This is a genomic window from Pseudoalteromonas sp. MEBiC 03607 (assembly GCF_004792295.1).
In the GTDB taxonomy this organism is placed as follows: domain Bacteria; phylum Pseudomonadota; class Gammaproteobacteria; order Enterobacterales; family Alteromonadaceae; genus Pseudoalteromonas; species Pseudoalteromonas lipolytica_C.
Window position 1 is genome coordinate 532501 of record NZ_SRRY01000001.1, and the last position, 17810, is coordinate 550310.

A 17810-nucleotide genomic window follows, 5' to 3' on the forward strand; every position below is an offset into this window, starting at 1 on the left:
AACCTAAGCCTTTAAGCTCTAGACTATTATCTTCAAGATTGACGATAGCAAGGGCGTTATTTTCTTGTAGTGACACGTAGGCAAACTTATTGTCTTTAGAAATACTGATGTATTCAGGCTCTAAATCCATAGCTACGGTTGTATTAATTAAATTACCGTTGATTGTACGGCCAGCCGGATTAGCAAATATAATCCCTCGCTCTTCAAGCTCTGCTTGTTTATCGTTGTAGGCAGAAAAGGTGATGCTAATCGCGGTATCAGCAATCACACCATCATTGATGTTTATGATGCTAATTGAGCCTTCAGGGTCAATACTGTAATCCCCATTAGGTTCACCTTCATTAGCAACAAGTACTTTATTACCATCATGGCTAAAGGTAACCATATCGGGTAGGGCACCTACAGTAACATTCTTAATAAACTGAGGCTCTTCGCCACTAATATCATAAAATGCGATTAATCCTTTATCACCCGTATTACTAGCTGCCATTGCTACAGCTAAAAGTTCATTATTAATATCAATAGCGATACTGTTTGCATCGCCTGCAGTGTGCTCATTAAGTGCAAGGGTAATGTCTGAATCTAAGTTAGTGCCGTTTATTACTCCTTCGTTATCTTTAACTAAAGCTGCACGGTCAAAACTATTGGCTTTTATGATATTCACAACGGCCGAATCACCCGAACTATTAATAGCGAAAATTCTTTTTTTTGATGGTTGATAGGCAACAATCTCTGCTGCACCTTCTGGGCTTTCTGCGTTGAGCACCGCACGGCCGATAAGATTTATACTTAACGCTGAATTTGCGTCTTCACCACTCGCTCCATCTTGCCCTGCAGGACCTTGCTCACCTTGCATACCATCTTTGCCGTCGTCACCGTCTAATGAGCAACCTGTAAGAATGGTTAAAAGTGATAGCGCAATAATTGATCTTTTTAACATTATTATTTTCCTTCGTATTGTATTAACGCAATTACAACACGCAGGCATTACAACTATATGGCACTTTGATGAGCACTAAATTGAGCCATAAAAAAAGCGAGTATAAACTCGCTTTCTATATAAAATTAGTAGGGTAGCTCACTATTTTTTAGTTGGACGTTTCCAACCAGTTAAATTACGTTGTTTACCACGAGCGACTGCAAGCTGTTCGTCTTCAACTGTATTAGTGATAACAGAACCAGCGCCAATCGTTGCCATTGAGCCAATATTTACAGGTGCGACTAGTGATGAGTTTGAACCGATAAAGGCGTTATCACCGATAATGGTTTTTGATTTATTTACGCCATCATAGTTACAGGTAATAGTCCCTGCGCCAATATTTACTTTTTCACCAACTTCAGTGTCGCCTAAGTAGGTTAGATGATTTGCTTTTGAACCTTTACCTAAGCGAGTTTTTTTCATCTCAACGAAGTTACCGATATGCGAGTCTTCTTCCATAATCGCACCAGGGCGAAGACGAGCGTAAGGCCCTAAAGTACATTTAGCCGCAACACTGGCTTCTTCAACAAGTGAGTTAGCTTTGATAACAACGTTATCGCCAATAGTACAGTCTTTAAGTACGCAGTTAGGACCAATCTGAACATTATTGCCGATTGTTACTTTGCCTTCGAAGATAACATTAACGTCGATTAGTACATCTTCACCAGTCGTTACTTCACCACGTACATCGATACGAGCCGGATCAGCAAGTGTTGCGCCGTTTAGCATTAACTCTTCTGCTTGCCATGCTTGATATGCACGTTCAAGAGCTGAAAGTTGTACGCGATTATTAGCGCCTTCAACTTCCATCGGATGCTCAGGCTGTGCCGAGGTGATTTCAACACCTTCACTGTGTGCCATCGCAACGATATCTGTCAGGTAGTACTCACCTTGGGCATTGTTGTTAGATAAGTTACCTAACCAACGTTTTAGTAACTCACCATTAGCAGCCATAATGCCGGTGTTGATTTCTTTAATTTCAAGTTGCTCAGGTGAGGCATCTTTTTGCTCAATGATACCTACCAGCTTGCCATTTTCACGAAGCATACGACCATAACCTGATGGGTCATCTAAAGTCACGGTTAATACAGCTAGGCCTTTTTTAGGTGTCACAGCAAGTAGCTTTTCTAAAGTGGCGCGTTTTGTTAGTGGCACATCACCGTAGAGAATCAATACGGTATCGTCATTGGCAATATGTTCTTTGGCAACAGCGACTGCATGGCCGGTACCAAGTTGCTCTTCTTGTAATACCCAATTTACTTGATTGTGCGACAGGGCAGCTTGTAGCTGTTCACGACCATGACCATAAACAAGGTTTGTTTCGCGAGCACCAAGTGCAGTGGCATTATCAATAACGTGCTGCACCATAGGTTTACCCGCAACTTTGTGAAGTACCTTTGGTAGAGCAGAGCGCATTCGGGTACCTTTACCCGCTGCTAGAATTACAGTAGTCAGAGACATTAAAACAATATCCTTCTTTCTTTGTTTTAGGTGTGCATGATGTTGTGAGATCTGAAAAAACAAACAAAGTTATGTAAGTCACATCATGTGTAAATACGCAATCCTAATGTGTAGGACTGAACCTTGAATGAAACAGCTATTCACTATTAATTCACACTATTGTAGCGAGCTTTGATGAAGGATATAAGTATAAAAATAGAATAGGGTGCAAAGCATCACATTTCAGGCACAAAAAAGCCCACGTTAAGTGGGCTTTTCGAAAACCGAGTAGGCTTACTTTTTGCGTAATTGTTGAATTACGCGAAGTTGAGCGATTGCTTCAGCAAGCTGTACTGCAGCTTGTTGGTAATCTAACTCAGCAGCTGACGTGTTCGCCATTTGCTCTTCAGCATCACGTTTCGCTTTTTCAGCCGCTTGTTCATCTAGATCTTCACCACGTACTGCAGTATCTGCAAGAATTGTGATGCGATCCGGTTGAACTTCTAGCGTGCCGCCAGCAATATACATCACGTCTTCGTGACCAAATTGCTTAACTAAACGTACCATACCAGGTTTTAGGGCAGTTAATAATGGAGCGTGGCCATAGTTAACACCAAGGTCACCTTCACTACCACTCACTTGAATCGATTCAACCAGACCAGAGAACAAGCTCTCTTCTGCGCTTACTACGTCAAGATGTACAGTCATAGCCGCCATACTACCCTCCTAATTACATGCTTTTGGCTTTTTCTTGAGCTTCTTCAATAGAGCCAACCATGTAGAACGCTTGCTCTGGCATATCATCAAACTCACCGTTTAAGATACCTTTGAAGCCAGCAATTGTGTCTTTAAGTGACACGTATTTACCAGGCGCGCCTGTGAATACCTCAGCAACGAAGAACGGCTGAGATAGGAAACGCTGGATTTTACGTGCACGAGATACAACTTGCTTATCTTCGTCAGAAAGCTCGTCCATACCTAGGATTGCGATGATGTCTTTAAGTTCTTTATAACGTTGAAGAACTGTTTGAACGCCACGCGCTGTATCATAGTGCTCTTGACCGATTACTAGTGGGTCAAGTTGACGTGAAGATGAATCAAGTGGGTCTACCGCAGGGTAGATACCAAGTGAAGCGATATCACGAGAAAGTACTACTGTTGCATCTAAGTGAGCAAACGTTGTTGCTGGAGATGGGTCAGTTAAGTCATCCGCAGGTACGTATACCGCTTGGATTGAAGTGATTGAACCCGTCTTAGTAGATGCGATACGCTCTTGAAGTACACCCATTTCTTCAGCAAGAGTTGGTTGGTAACCTACTGCTGAAGGCATACGACCTAGAAGTGCTGATACCTCTGTACCCGCTAGAGTATAACGGTAGATGTTATCAACGAAGAAAAGTACGTCACGACCTTCGTCACGGAACTTCTCAGCCATAGTAAGACCTGTTAACGCTACGCGTAAACGGTTACCCGGTGGCTCATTCATTTGACCGTATACTAGAGATACTTTGTCTAGTACGTTTGAGTCGTTCATCTCATGGTAGAAGTCATTACCCTCACGAGTACGCTCACCAACACCTGCGAATACTGAGTAACCGCTGTGCTCGATTGCGATGTTACGGATAAGTTCCATCATGTTTACGGTTTTACCAACACCGGCACCACCGAATAGACCAACTTTACCACCTTTAGCGAATGGACATACAAGGTCGATTACCTTGATACCAGTCTCTAAAAGTTCTACTGAACTTGATTGTTCTTCGTAAGAAGGTGCTGCACGGTGAATAGACATACGCTCTTCTTCACCAATTGGACCAGCTTCATCAATAGGGTTACCTAAAACGTCCATGATACGACCTAGTGTCTTCGTACCTACTGGAACGTGGATTGGCTGACCTGTACCTTCTACTGAAGTACCACGACGTAAACCGTCAGTAGTACCAAGTGCGATACCACGTACCACACCGCCACCTAGCTGTTGTTGAACTTCTAAAGTTAAACCCGCTAAGTCGCCATCTGTTACTTTTAGTGCGTCATATACGGCTGGCACGTTGTCTTGTGGAAATTCGATATCCACAACGGCGCCGATAATTTGGACGACCTTACCTAAACTCATGTCTATTCCTCTCATTAAACTTTGCCGAAGCGTTAAACTGCTGCCGAACCGCCAACAATCTCACTAATTTCTTGTGTGATTGCAGCTTGACGAGCCTTGTTATAAACAAGCTGTAACTCATCCATAAGGTCGCCTGCGTTATCAGTTGCAGCTTTCATTGCAACCATACGGGCAGCCTGTTCAGAGGCAGCGTTCTCAACTACACCTTGGTATACTTGAGACTCAATAAAGCGTACTAACAGAGCTTCTAAAATCGCATCTGGGTTTGGCTCATATAAGTAATCCCAAGAATGTTGAGATACTTCTTCTTCAGCTTTTGGCAAAGGGAGTAACTGATCGATTGTTGGCTCTTGCTTCATAGTATTAACGAACTTGTTAAATACTACGTATAAGCGGTCAATTTTACCTTCAGAGTATGCATCTAGCATTGTCTTTACAGGACCAATAACGTCTTGTAGTGAAGGTGTATCTCCTAAGTTCGCTTTTTTAGCGACTAACTTACCGCCAAAACGTTGGAAAAAGCCAGCTGCTTTGCTACCTAAAGTAGTAAATTCAGCTTCAACGCCTTTTTCTTTCCACGCTTTAACATCTAGGGCAACTTTTTTGAACTCGTTTGAGTTCAAGCCACCACATAGACCACGGTCAGTAGAGATAACAATATAACCAACTCGTTTTACTTCACGCTCTTCTAAGAAAGGGTGAGTAAAATCAAGATTTGCTTGAGCAACACGACCAATCACTTGGCGTAAGTTTTCAGCGTATGGACGGCTTGACGCCACACGTTCCTGCGCTTTTTTCATTTTAGACGCAGCAACCATTTCCATTGCGCTGGTGATCTTTTGAGTATTCTTGATACTCCCGATCTTGCTTTTAATCTCTTTTCCGCTGGCCATGACTCTCTCTCCGAATCTGGTGGGCTTTAGTTGCCTAAAGCTCACCATTCATAACTAAATTACCAAGTTTGCGTCGACTTGAACTTCTCTAGAAGTTCTTTAAGTTGAGCTTCAATCTCAGCGTTGTAGTTACCAGTTTCATTGATTTGAGCCATTAGCTCTGCGTATGTGCTGTTTGCATAAGAAATTAGGCCAGCTTCGAAATCCATGATTTTCGCGATTTCGATGTCTTTTAGGTAGCCTTTTTCAGCAGCAAATAGCGACAGAGACATTTCAGCAACAGACATTGGTGCGTACTGTTTCTGCTTCATTAACTCTGTTACGCGCTCACCATGCTCTAATTGAGCACGTGTTGCATCGTCAAGGTCAGACGCGAACTGCGAGAACGCAGCTAATTCACGGTACTGAGCTAACGCTAGACGGATACCACCACCTAGTTTCTTAACGATTTTAGTTTGCGCTGCACCACCAACACGAGATACCGAGATACCAGCGTTAACAGCTGGACGGATACCTGAGTTGAATAAGTCAGTTTCTAAGAAGATCTGACCATCGGTGATAGAGATAACGTTTGTCGGTACGAACGCAGAAACGTCGCCGCCTTGAGTTTCAATGATTGGCAATGCCGTCAATGAACCTGTTTTACCTTTCACTTCACCGTTAGTGAACTTCTCAACGTAATCAGCGTTTACACGTGATGCACGCTCTAGAAGACGTGAGTGAAGGTAGAATACGTCACCTGGGTATGCTTCACGACCTGGTGGACGCTTAAGTAGTAATGAGATTTGACGGTAAGCAACAGCTTGCTTAGATAAATCATCATATACGATTAGCGCGTCTTCACCACGGTCACGGAAGTATTCACCCATAGTACAACCAGAGAATGGTGCTAAGTACTGAAGTGCCGCAGATTCAGAAGCAGATGCAACAACAACGATAGTGTTTTCTAATGCACCGTGCTCTTCTAATTTACGTACTACGTTAGCGATAGTAGATGCTTTTTGACCAACTGCAACGTACACACACTTAACGCCTGTACCTTTTTGGTTGATGATAGCATCGATTGCTAATGCAGTTTTACCAGTTTGGCGGTCACCGATCACAAGCTCACGTTGACCACGACCTACTGGGATCATCGCATCGATAGATTTATAACCAGTTTGTACTGGCTCATCTACTGATTGACGTTCGATAACGCCTGGTGCGATTTTCTCAACAGGTTCAAAACCGTCGTTATCTAAAGCGCCTTTACCATCGATAGGTGCACCTAGTGTGTTAACAACACGACCAAGTAGACCACGACCAACAGGAACCTCTAGGATACGACCAGTTGATTTAACTTTTACGCCTTCTTTAAGGTCAGCGTAAGGACCCATTACTACTGCACCTACTGAGTCACGCTCAAGGTTTAGTGCGATAGCATAACGGTTGCCAGGAAGCTCGATCATTTCACCTTGCATACAGTCAGCAAGACCGTGGATGCGGATGATACCGTCAGTAACAGATACGATAGTACCTTCGTTACGAGCTTCACTTACAACTTCGAACTGCTCAATACGTTGTTTGATCAGATCTGAAATTTCAGTGGAATTAAGTTGCATGCTCTTTTTCCCAATTACGATTGTAGTGATGTAGCTAAGCGGGCTAATTTGCCACGTACTGAGCCGTCGATTACAGTGTCACCCGCCTTGATAATAAGGCCGCCAACCACTGTAGTATCTTCACTACAATTCAGCTTAACTTTGCGTGCGAAACGTTTTTCAAGTGCCGCTACCAATGATACTTGCTGCTCAGCAGCAAGCGGTGTTGCAGAAACCACATCAACGTCGATTTCTTTGTCGTAGTCCGCTTTTAATTCAGCGAATAACTCTGCAACAGCTGGCAGTGCAACTAAACGTCCATTTTCAGCCATCACCTTGATTAGGTTCTGACCTTGTTCGTTGAGCTGCTCTGCACAGATCTTGATAAACAGATCTGCTTTTTCAGTAGCAGTAGGCAATCCAGCTAGCGCGGCAGCGGCTTGCTCATTGCTGGCAACTTGGCCAGCAAAGAACAGCATGTCGTTCCAACTTTCAACAGTGCCTTTTTCAACGGCAAGTTCAAAAGCCGCTTTAGCGTATGGGCGAGCGATAGTAGCCAATTCAGACATGCTCATACCCTCCTAATTACAGCTCAGCGACAAGTTTTTCAACGATGTCACTGTGTGCGGCTTGATTGATTTCGCGCTCTAAAATCTTCTCAGCACCAACCACGGCCAGCGTCGCTACTTGTTTACGTAGTTCTTCTGTTACACGGTTACGCTCTGCTTCGATTTCAGAGTGCCCTTGAGCAATAATTTTTTCACGCTCTTGTTGACCACGAACAGTTTCTTCGTCAACGATAAGCGTGGCACGCTTTTTAGCTTGTTCAATGATATCAGCCGCTTGAGCTTTTGCCTCTTTAAGCTGCTCAGCAGCTTTCTTTTGCGCAAGTTCTAAGTCTTTTTCGGCTCTATCAGAGGCAGCTAAACCATCTTCGATTTTCTTCTGGCGAGCTTCAATTGCACCATTTAGTGGTGGCCATACGTATTTCATACAGAAAAGTACGAAAACCGTAAATGCAATTAATTCACCGATAAGAGTGGCTGTTAAGTTCACGACCGCTCCTCCTTAAAATAGTAAGCTGTTCAAAAAATAATATTAAAGTACGAACAACAATACCATTGCGATACCAACACCGATCATAGCTACAGCATCGATTAGACCAGCAAGGATGAACATCTTAACTTGTAATGAAGGTGCAAGTTCAGGTTGACGAGCACAAGCTTCTAGGAATTTACCACCCATGTTACCGAAGCCGATAGCAGTACCGATTGCACCGAAGCCGATAAGTAGAGCAACAGCGATATACTTAAGACCTAATACTAGTTCCATTTTTTTCTCCAAAGTTTCAATTGTAAATTAAAGTTAAAATTTAAAAGTGTATAAAATTAGTGATTATCTGAGCTTGCCATGCTTAGGTAAACGATTGTTAGCATCATGAATACGAATGCTTGCAGTACGATTACTAAGATGTGGAATACAGCCCAAATAAAGTGCAACGGTAGTTGCATTAAACCAACTGCGCCGATCAAGATGAAAATCAACTCACCAGCATATAAGTTACCGAATAAACGCAGCGCTAACGAGAACGGCTTAGCTACTAAAGCGATTGTTTCTAGTAATAAGTTACACGGGATTAAAAACACCATCGCTAGCTTGTTATTTGAGCTAAATGGGTGAAGCGTAAGTTCTGCTAAGAAACCGCCAATCCCTTTAATTTTGATTGCGTAACCGATCATCAGAATGAATACACCAATAGCAAGTGCAGCAGTCATGTTGATGTCTGTTGTTGGTACAATCTTCATGTAAACGTCGTGAGAATCCATACCAAATGCTTGTTCACCAACGAAGCCAGCGAATGCAGGTAGGAAATCAACCGGAATTAAGTCCATTAAGTTCATTAAGAACACCCAAACGAAAATCGTTAGAGCTAATGGAGCGATTAGGGCACTTTTACCGTGGTAAGTATCGCGTACGTTGTCGCCAACGAACTCAACGATCATTTCAATGAAACACTGAAATTTACCAGGTACACCGGTATTTGCTTTTTTAGCGGCACTACGGAAGATCCATAAAAATACAAGACCTAAACCGATTGACCATGCGAGGGTATCTATATTCCATGTCCAGAAACCACTGTCTGCACACGCTTTGTTGAAGGCAAGACCAGCATCGGTCGAGCACATCTTAGCGTTAGTTAAGTGGTGCTGAATATGGCTTGATAGAGTTACTTCTTCTGCAGCCATGTTATATCCCAAAAGTTAATGATTAAAAAAAACGGGCGCAAACAATCCGCAAAATAACACCAATACATAAACACAGAAAAACGGTAACAAAATGACCGTGTAAGACTTCAGTATCAGTGCGAACAACACGATTGTCAGCATAAATTTTAATCCGTTGCCGCGCTTTAGCGAGGCATACACTTGATTTACTCGACTTGCACCCACATATCTGAATGCATAGACGGCAAATACAAAATTAGGGAGTATTGCTACAGCCCCGCCAGCAACTGCTGACTGGCCGGCATTGACTCCCCAACCTATAAAAACAACTACTGCAGCGATGAGCGCTACGATACCCTGAAGACAAATTAATTTAAATGCGGCAAGCCTATAAGGCTTTGCTAACTTATTAGTCACGTTTTATTAACCTTGTAAACGTTCAAATTGTCAGGGTATGAAAACTGGCGAAATTATACTGATTCCTACCAGTTTTGCAACTTGAGTCGACCCTTTGTAGTGCAAAAACACCACAAATGTCTCTTTTTGGACATGTTATTAATTAATGACGGGAATAGTCTTAATTTATACGGCTTAAAATGCCATCTAGCTCATCAAGTGTTGTATACGAAATAACCAGCTTTCCCTTGCCTTTTTTATTGTAGTTTATTTCTACTTTTGCGCCTAAATTTTCAGCAAGTTTTTGTTCTAACTGTTTGACATCAGGATCTTTTTCTTGCACTTCTTTTTTTGGCGCTGGTTCTAAAATAGAACGCACTAGCTTTTCGGTTTCGCGAACAGTTAACGCTTTAGCTACTGCTAGTCGTGCTGCATCTGATTGCGCTTCACCTTCAAGGCCTAATAAACAGCGTGCATGGCCCATTTCAATATCACCATGTTCTAACAATATTTTTACATCTTCATTTAAATTATTTAAGCGAAGCAAATTTGTTACTGTTGTACGAGACTTGCCAACCGCTTCGGCGACCTGTTGATGGGTAAGTTCAAACTCATTTAGCAAACGATTTAATGCAATCGCTTCTTCCATCGCATTTAAGTCTTCACGTTGAATATTTTCAATAAGTGCAATAGCTACCGCAGCTTCATCGGGTACATCCTTGATGATACACGGTACGGTGTCTAATTTTGCTAATTGTGCAGCACGCCAACGACGCTCACCTGCAATAATTTCGTATTTATCTGCACCAATTTGGCGCACAACGATTGGCTGAATAATACCTTGGGCACGAATTGAGCTGGCTAACTCTTCAAGTGCTTCTTCAGACATGTCTTTACGTGGTTGATATTTACCCGATTGTAAAAACTCTATCGCTAGCTTTTGCAGTTCACCATTTTTTTGCTCAGCAACTACCTCAGAGACTTGCTCTGGTGTGGTTGTCGCTTGTTGCTGATTATTTGCACTTTGGGCTGGTTTTGATGAACTTAATAAAGCGTCGAGTCCTCGGCCTAAACCGCGTTTTTTAGCAGACATGTTATTTTTTTACCTCGAAGTTAGGCTACTGCTGAAGATGTTTTCTCTTTTCTACGTAACATTTCGCCGGCTAGGGCTAAGTATGCTTTAGCGCCACTTGATGCACGGTCATAATACATGGCAGGGGCACCAAAGCTCGGCGCTTCTGCTAAACGGACATTACGTGGGATAACGGTACGATATACTTTATCGCCAAAATGTTGTTTTAGTTGTTCAGATACGTCATTTGCAAGGCGATTGCGCGGATCATACATGGTGCGCAAAATCCCTTCAATTGTTAACGCTGGATTTACTAACTTAGAAAGTTGCGTAATGGTATCCATTAACGCCGTTAAACCTTCAAGGGCATAGTACTCACATTGCATTGGAACTAAAATTGAATCTGCGGCAGCCATTGCATTAACAGTCAGCATATTTAGTGAAGGCGGGCAGTCAATAAAAATGAAGTCGTATTGATCTTGAATTTTTTCTAACGCATTACGTAAACGTACTTCGCGAGCAAACAATTCCATTAATTTAACTTCAGCGGCAGTCACATCACCATTAGCAGCAATTAAGTGGTACTCACCAGAGGTTTCCTTATTGATGACTTCTTCGATTGGTGTCTCTTCAATCAATAAATCGTAAATAGTCGCAACATCACCATATTTATCGACACCGCTCCCCATGGTTGCGTTACCTTGCGGATCAAGATCGATTAATAACACTTTACGCTTCGTCGCGGCCATCGATGCCGCGAGATTCACAGCGGTGGTTGTTTTACCAACACCACCTTTTTGGTTTGCTAATGCGATGACTTTTGCCACAGTGCTCTGATCCCTAGTCTTTAGATAGAATGATTAGATGTCTTTGCGCATCTAACTCAGGTACTTCCAAGCTGATTTTTTCGTCAAACTTAATACCTTTAGGTAATGAGTCTAGTTCTTCGCTCGGAAATACGCCTTTTAAAGCGATAAATTTGCCTGAATGATCAATCAAGTGCGCACACCAGTCAACCATATCTTGTAAAGAGGCGAATGCACGACTTAATACACCATCTAATTTAACACTTGGTTGATATTCTTCAACTCTAGACTGCACTGGGGTTACATTTTCAAGGCCAAGTGCATGTTTTACCTGCATCAAAAAGCGTACGCGCTTACCTAAACTATCTAACAAAATAAATTGCGTATCAGGTAGGGCGATGGCTAATACGATACCCGGTAAACCAGGACCCGTACCAACATCGATGTAATGTTTGCCTTTAAGGTGTGGTGCAACAACTAAGCTATCCATAATATGCTTAACCATCATCTCTTCAGGTAAACGAACAGAGGTTAAATTATACGCTTTGTTCCACTTGTCTAATAATTCAACATATTGCACAAGTTGTTGTTGCTGTTTTTCTGTTAGCGCAATTTCAGTTTGCGCTAACAGTGAAGTTAATTGTTGTTGTAACACTGTATTCCTCACCAACTACGCAGTCTTGCGCAGTAAGCCTTGCTTTTTCAGATAGACTAATAATAGCGAAATAGCAGCAGGGGTGATACCTGAAATACGCGATGCTTGGCCAATTGTATCTGGACGACTATCAGTAAGCTTCGCAATAACCTCATTTGATAAACCAGAAACAGTTGAATAATCAAAGTCTTTTGGTAATACAGTTTGTTCATGACGCAATTGCTTATTGATCTCGTCTTGTTGGCGAGCAATGTAACCTGCGTATTTAGTATGAATTTCAACTTGCTCAAGTGCAGCTTGGTTATCAAACTCAGAACCTAAGCCATCGATCTCCATTAAATCGGTATAACGAATTTCAGGACGGCGGATCAGATCTTCAAGGCTCGCTTCACGAGTCAGTGGCGTTTTTAATAACGCATTTACTTGATCGACAGCAACGTGATCTTTGTGGATCCACGTTTCTTTTAAACGTTGAGTTTCTTTTTCGATGATTTCCATTTTTTCGTTAAAGGCAGCCCAACGAGCATCATCAACTAAACCAAGTTCACGACCTTTTGCAGTTAAACGAATATCAGCATTGTCTTCACGAAGTAATAAACGGTATTCAGCACGGCTAGTAAACATACGGTACGGTTCTTTAGTACCTAATGTTGCTAGGTCATCAATTAGTACGCCTGTGTATGCTTCATCACGGCGTGGTGTCCAAGACTCTTTTCCTTGTACTTGTAATGCCGCGTTCATACCAGCAATTAAGCCTTGCGCGCCAGCTTCTTCATAACCCGTTGTACCATTGATTTGGCCTGCGAAGAATAAACCATTAATAAACTTAGTTTCTAATGACTGTTTTAAGTCGCGCGGATCAAAGAAATCATATTCAATTGCGTAACCAGGACGACAAATATGTGCATTTTCAAAACCAGTGATTGATTGCACAATTTCAAGTTGTACATCAAACGGTAAACTCGTAGAGATACCATTTGGATATAATTCGTATGATGTTAAACCTTCTGGTTCAACAAAGATTTGATGTTTGTCTTTATCAGCAAAACGTACGATCTTATCTTCAATTGAAGGGCAGTAACGAGGACCAATACCTTCAATAACACCTGAATACATAGGTGAACGATGTAGGTTGTTGCGGATCACATCATGAGTTTTTTCATTTGTATAGGTAATGTAGCACGGGATCTGCTGTGGGTGATCTGACTGTTTACCCATAAACGAGAATACCGGCGTTGGAGTATCACCTGGCTGTTCTTGCATCTTGCTAAAATCAACAGTGCGTGCATCGATACGAGGAGGCGTGCCTGTTTTTAAGCGGTCAACACGAAATGGTAGTTCACGTAAGCGCTCTGCAAGTGCAATTGAAGGTGGATCACCAGCACGACCCCCTTTGAAATTCTCTAAACCAATATGGATCTGACCACCTAAGAAAGTACCTACAGTAAGTACAACTGATGGGGCACTAAAACGAAGACCCATTTGTGTTACCACACCCATTACACGATCGCCTTCAACAATCAGATCGTCACATGATTGCTGGAAGATCTTTAAATTTTCTTGATGTTGTAAAGTGTGTTGGATAGCGGCTTTATACAAAGCACGGTCAGCTTGCGCACGTGTAGCACGAACAGCAGGGCCTTTAGATGAGTTTAAAGTACGAAATTGAATACCGCCTTTATCGATTGCTTGTGCCATAGCACCACCTAGAGCATCGATCTCTTTTACTAAATGGCCTTTACCAATACCGCCAATTGCCGGGTTACAAGACATTTGACCAAGGGTATCCATATTATGAGTTAGCAATAGGGTATTCATGCCCATGCGAGCAGATGCTAATGCAGCTTCAGTACCTGCATGTCCACCACCTACAACAATAACATCAAAACGTTCGTGAAAAATCATTTATGGGATCCTACTTAATCGACCAGCAAAACTTTGTAAAGGGAGCGTATTCTACCTAGAAATTTAGAGAAGATAAATGATTAAACAGTACTCAAGATCTAAGTGGGTGATCTCTAATAATATAAAGGATCTTTTAAAGAGATCTTTTATTATTTTTACTACTAGTAACGGCTAGATCTGTTGATAATGTTTGCTTTACTATTTAAAACATGATCTTAACGCAGATCTAAAGGTGTTAATATGATCGGATCTTACGGGGAACAAGCTTTGATCAAAAGGGCTATTTATACACAGGGCAATATCGAGTGGATCTTATCCAAGGGATAAACTACCTTAAAATCGCAGTTAGATCAGTGTTTATCCACAATTCGATCTAAATTATCAGTAAATTGTTGATAACTTTTAAAACACGATCATCATCGATCGGCTTAATTAAGTCCCACCGCTTCGATCCAGCTTGGCAACCAAGCCAATGCTGTGTCCTCGGGTAGTTCTTCATCTAGAATATTAAGCTCTAAGCGCGTTGCCACCCGTGTTGCACCTTTACTTGCTAATAACTCATCTAGGTTACGAGCAGCATAGTTATAAGTGTCGTAACTGGTGTCACCCAAACCGATCACACTGTAGTTTAATTCTTTTAGATCAACTTGTTGGTTAACTGATTCAATAAATGGCAATAAATTATCTGGATAGTCTCCGGCGCCATAAGTTGAAGTGCATAACAACCAGATTGTGTCTTGCTGATCAATATCATCAAATACCGGCTGCTCATGCAGCTTAACTTGGATCCCTTGTTGTTCAAGGGCTTCAGCGAGCTGTTCTGCCACGTACTCTGCCGATCCCATTTGGCTGCCAACGATGATATTTACTGATTGCATGTGTTTGATCATGTATAGAAATAAGTGGCCACATGATAACGAACTTAGGATGTGAGTAAAGCGTTGAATTACGATCTGAATAAGTTTTTATGGTTAAAATACGTGCTTAAACTTATTTGTTTTTACAATTTGCTGTTTTTAATAGTTTTTTTAAATTTTTAGCGAATTTAACCCTTTGATCAAGCTGTTAATAATTTTGGGGAAAGTTCTGATCAAGTTTGATTTTGTAAACTGTATAACTTTGCTAAGTTATTGATCTTTAGTCGTCGCAAAGAGAAAGATTGGTTAGATCTGTAAGTCGTGCTGAGTGTGATCGTTTTGTGGATAGATCGCTTGTTGATAACGATCGGTTTGTAAATTGTGATCAATAAAATAGATCGAAAAAAACTTAAAACAGCACATATAAAGGCCGTTTTTAAGAAAATTAATTATAAAAAATGGCTGTTGATCATCAGCGAGCTCAAATATCAGCGATTTTTTATGATCAAATCAGCTTTCAGATCTAAAAATATCCCAAATGTGGATAACATTTTTAGCCAAACTCGATCTTAAAAGCTGTTTTGATCTGATTTTTTTGTTTACCAAGTTAACTTTCGAGCTGAATTAAGGTGCTTTTAATTGTATTAACCACTAGATCATAGAGCGAATTACCCAATGAAAAACGTTTAGCGCCACCAGCGAAAGCCGCTTTTGCTGAGTTAAAATTGCTCATTGCCATCACATTTAGTGGCATATCTATCGCGTTTGTTAAGCTGGTTATTTGCTCTATGTTTGTAAGGCCAGGTACAAATAGACCATCTGCACCAGCATTTTGATAGGCTTTTGCGCGTTCTAATGTTGCTTGAAAAGGGCGATCACTAACAAAGAAGGTATCGGTTCTGGCGTTGATAAATAAACTACCGAAGCCATTTTCGTTAAGTACTTTCTTTATCTCACTAATAATGGTGCATTGCTGTTCGATAGATCTCAGTGCATTAGTGTCTTTGTTTGAGTCTTCAATGTTGATACCTACAATCCCTAATCTTGCTAACGCTAAAACGTTTTGGCTAATTTGCAGCGGATCGTTACTGTAGCCTGACTCTATATCGACAGTGAGTGGAATGTGTATGTGTTTAGTCAAGCTTTTAACCAGCGCTAATTGAGTTTGAAAAGAGATGTTTTCACCATCCGCTAAACCCAAGCTGGCAGCAATGCCCCAGCTGGTTGTTGCTAGGGCTTTAGCCCCCCGCAGCTTGAATGAATTGTGCAGAACTAAGATCCCACGCATTAGCAAGTACAAAGCCTGTTGGCTGGTGGTGTAGTTGGTGAAATTGTTGATATTTGTTCATGATGTCCTCCGTTTAATGACATCACTAGACTAATTGAAACTGAGTTTAATACTGGCTGGTTTCGGCCCTGAACCGATAATTGATTGCTGGATTAAAAATAAAAAAGAGCCTTGCGACTCTTTTTATAATATTGATGACCGGAATTTATTTACCGATACAGAACGAACTAAAGATTTTCCCTAGCAAGTCATCAGAAGTAAATTCACCCGTTATCTCATTTAAGAACTGTTGAGTTAGGCGTAACTCTTCAGCCAAGATCTCACCAGCAATATGCATCTCTAGTTGCTCTTTACCTGTGTTTAAATGATAGGCTGCGTGGTCCAGTGCGTCTAAGTGACGACGGCGTGCCATGAATCCACCTTCAGTTGCCCCTTGAAAACCTATACATGCCTTTAAGTGAGTACGAACTAACTCTATACCTTCAGCATTTTTAGCACTTAAACGGATCACAGGATATTGATCATGCTCATCCATACCGACACTTTCGCCGGAAATATCGGCTTTATTACGGATCACAGTAACACCCATTCCCTCTGGTAACTTGGCCATAAACTCTGGCCAAATATCATGGGGATCAGTGGCTGATGTATCTGTGCCGTCTAACATAAATAGTACGCGATCGGCTTGGTTAATTTCGTCCCATGCGCGCTCAATACCAATTTGCTCTACTTTATCTGGGCTTTCACGTAGGCCTGCGGTATCAATAATATGCAGTGGCATACCATCAATGTGGATATGTTCACGTAATACGTCACGTGTTGTACCTGCTATTTCGGTAACGATGGCTGCATCACGGCCAGCTAATGCATTGAGTAGACTTGATTTACCAGCGTTAGGGCGACCCGCAATAACAACACGCATACCTTCACGCATGATGCTACCTTGTTTAGCTTGCTGAGTTACATTATCGAGTTGATCAATAATGGCATCAAGATCTGCTGAAACTTTACCGTCTGATAAAAAGTCGATTTCTTCATCAGGAAAATCAATCGCGGCTTCTACATACATACGTAGGTGAATGACTTTTTCCACCAGCGTTTCGATATGTTTAGAAAATTCACCTTGCAGTGATTGTAGGGCGCTTTTTGCTGCCTGTTCACTGGTTGCATTGATAAGGTCAGCAATTGCCTCTGCCTGAGTTAAATCAAGCTTGTCATTCATAAATGCGCGCTCAGAGAACTCACCCGGTTTTGCTAAACGTACACCGTCAATTTGGCTAATTTCTTTTAATAGCATATCAAGTACAACAGGGCCGCCATGACCTTGTAGTTCAAGTACGTCTTCACCGGTAAATGAATTTGGCCCTTGGAAGTAAATAGCAATACCTTGGTCAAGCTGTTCACCGCTCAAGCTTTTAAATGGCACATAGTCTGCGTAACGTGTTTTAGGACAACGGCCAATAATGTGCTCTGCCACTGTTTTAGCTAAGCTGCCAGAGACGCGAATAATACCAACCCCACCACGTCCTGGTGCGGTCGCTTGTGCTGCAATTGTGTCTTGATTAATCATGCGATGAAATAATGCCACTAAAAGAATG

At 41.8% G+C, this 17810-nt stretch carries 19 protein-coding genes (1 of these 19 running past the window's edge); all 19 read right to left on the bottom strand.

Going from position 1 to position 17810, the window contains the following annotated elements:
• On the bottom strand, positions 1 to 940 hold the 5' portion of the coding sequence (locus E5N72_RS02330; protein WP_135923071.1) for a choice-of-anchor I family protein. 845 nt of this gene lie to the left of the window's left edge; 940 of the gene's 1785 nt are visible here — the first part of the coding sequence; its start codon is at positions 938 to 940; the stop codon falls past the left edge of the window.
• Between the two features lie 141 nt (positions 941 to 1081).
• On the bottom strand, positions 1082 to 2440 hold the full coding sequence (glmU, locus tag E5N72_RS02335; RefSeq protein ID WP_135923072.1) for a bifunctional UDP-N-acetylglucosamine diphosphorylase/glucosamine-1-phosphate N-acetyltransferase GlmU: 1359 nt from the start codon (positions 2438 to 2440) through the stop codon (positions 1082 to 1084).
• 273 nt (positions 2441 to 2713) lie between these two features.
• Positions 2714 to 3136 carry a F0F1 ATP synthase subunit epsilon gene (locus E5N72_RS02340; protein WP_135923073.1) on the bottom strand — a complete coding sequence of 141 codons (423 nt, stop codon included), beginning with the start codon at positions 3134 to 3136 and terminating at the stop codon, positions 2714 to 2716.
• Positions 3137 to 3149: 13 nt separating this feature from the next.
• The gene (gene atpD, locus E5N72_RS02345; RefSeq protein WP_036973717.1) at positions 3150 to 4535 is read right to left on the bottom strand and encodes a F0F1 ATP synthase subunit beta; all 1386 of its coding nucleotides are present in this window, start codon (positions 4533 to 4535) and stop codon (positions 3150 to 3152) included.
• A gap of 32 nt (positions 4536 to 4567) precedes the next feature.
• Positions 4568 to 5428: a F0F1 ATP synthase subunit gamma gene (atpG, locus tag E5N72_RS02350; protein WP_062568484.1), complete on the bottom strand. Its 861-nt coding sequence runs from the start codon at positions 5426 to 5428 to the stop codon at positions 4568 to 4570.
• 59 nt (positions 5429 to 5487) lie between these two features.
• Entirely contained in the window at positions 5488 to 7029 is a 1542-nt protein-coding gene (gene atpA / locus E5N72_RS02355) for a F0F1 ATP synthase subunit alpha (RefSeq protein WP_054554809.1), read from the bottom strand.
• Positions 7030 to 7043: 14 nt separating this feature from the next.
• Complete coding sequence (gene atpH / locus E5N72_RS02360) at positions 7044 to 7577, bottom strand: F0F1 ATP synthase subunit delta (protein ID WP_135923074.1); 534 nt, start codon at positions 7575 to 7577, stop codon at positions 7044 to 7046.
• Between the two features lie 16 nt (positions 7578 to 7593).
• A complete protein-coding gene (gene atpF, locus E5N72_RS02365; RefSeq protein ID WP_054554807.1) occupies positions 7594 to 8064 on the bottom strand; it encodes a F0F1 ATP synthase subunit B in 471 nt (156 codons plus the stop codon).
• A 42-nt stretch (positions 8065 to 8106) separates the two neighbouring features.
• Positions 8107 to 8340, bottom strand: coding sequence for a F0F1 ATP synthase subunit C (gene atpE / locus E5N72_RS02370; RefSeq protein WP_004335261.1), 234 nt, complete (start codon positions 8338 to 8340; stop codon positions 8107 to 8109).
• A gap of 56 nt (positions 8341 to 8396) precedes the next feature.
• The gene (atpB, locus tag E5N72_RS02375; protein ID WP_054554806.1) at positions 8397 to 9254 is read right to left on the bottom strand and encodes a F0F1 ATP synthase subunit A; all 858 of its coding nucleotides are present in this window, start codon (positions 9252 to 9254) and stop codon (positions 8397 to 8399) included.
• 15 nt (positions 9255 to 9269) lie between these two features.
• Positions 9270 to 9650, bottom strand: a complete 381-nt coding sequence (locus tag E5N72_RS02380) for an ATP synthase subunit I (RefSeq protein WP_135923075.1) — start codon at positions 9648 to 9650, stop codon at positions 9270 to 9272.
• Positions 9651 to 9810: 160 nt separating this feature from the next.
• Positions 9811 to 10722 carry a ParB/RepB/Spo0J family partition protein gene (locus tag E5N72_RS02385; protein WP_135923076.1) on the bottom strand — a complete coding sequence of 304 codons (912 nt, stop codon included), beginning with the start codon at positions 10720 to 10722 and terminating at the stop codon, positions 9811 to 9813.
• A 20-nt stretch (positions 10723 to 10742) separates the two neighbouring features.
• Complete coding sequence (locus E5N72_RS02390; RefSeq protein WP_063701404.1) at positions 10743 to 11528, bottom strand: ParA family protein; 786 nt, start codon at positions 11526 to 11528, stop codon at positions 10743 to 10745.
• A 13-nt stretch (positions 11529 to 11541) separates the two neighbouring features.
• Complete coding sequence (gene rsmG, locus E5N72_RS02395) at positions 11542 to 12162, bottom strand: 16S rRNA (guanine(527)-N(7))-methyltransferase RsmG (RefSeq protein WP_135923077.1); 621 nt, start codon at positions 12160 to 12162, stop codon at positions 11542 to 11544.
• 15 nt (positions 12163 to 12177) lie between these two features.
• Complete coding sequence (gene mnmG / locus E5N72_RS02400; RefSeq protein ID WP_135923078.1) at positions 12178 to 14067, bottom strand: tRNA uridine-5-carboxymethylaminomethyl(34) synthesis enzyme MnmG; 1890 nt, start codon at positions 14065 to 14067, stop codon at positions 12178 to 12180.
• Between the two features lie 428 nt (positions 14068 to 14495).
• Positions 14496 to 14945, bottom strand: a complete 450-nt coding sequence (gene mioC, locus E5N72_RS02405; protein WP_135923079.1) for an FMN-binding protein MioC — start codon at positions 14943 to 14945, stop codon at positions 14496 to 14498.
• A 586-nt stretch (positions 14946 to 15531) separates the two neighbouring features.
• Complete coding sequence (locus tag E5N72_RS02410) at positions 15532 to 16212, bottom strand: isocitrate lyase/phosphoenolpyruvate mutase family protein (protein WP_135923080.1); 681 nt, start codon at positions 16210 to 16212, stop codon at positions 15532 to 15534.
• On the bottom strand, positions 16163 to 16273 hold the full coding sequence (locus E5N72_RS20685; RefSeq protein ID WP_240704485.1) for an isocitrate lyase/phosphoenolpyruvate mutase family protein: 111 nt from the start codon (positions 16271 to 16273) through the stop codon (positions 16163 to 16165). Before E5N72_RS20685 ends, E5N72_RS02410 begins: the two co-directional genes overlap by 50 nt.
• A 144-nt stretch (positions 16274 to 16417) precedes the next feature.
• Positions 16418 to 17782 carry a tRNA uridine-5-carboxymethylaminomethyl(34) synthesis GTPase MnmE gene (gene mnmE, locus E5N72_RS02415; protein ID WP_135926208.1) on the bottom strand — a complete coding sequence of 455 codons (1365 nt, stop codon included), beginning with the start codon at positions 17780 to 17782 and terminating at the stop codon, positions 16418 to 16420.
• Between the last annotated feature and the right edge of the window lie 28 nt (positions 17783 to 17810).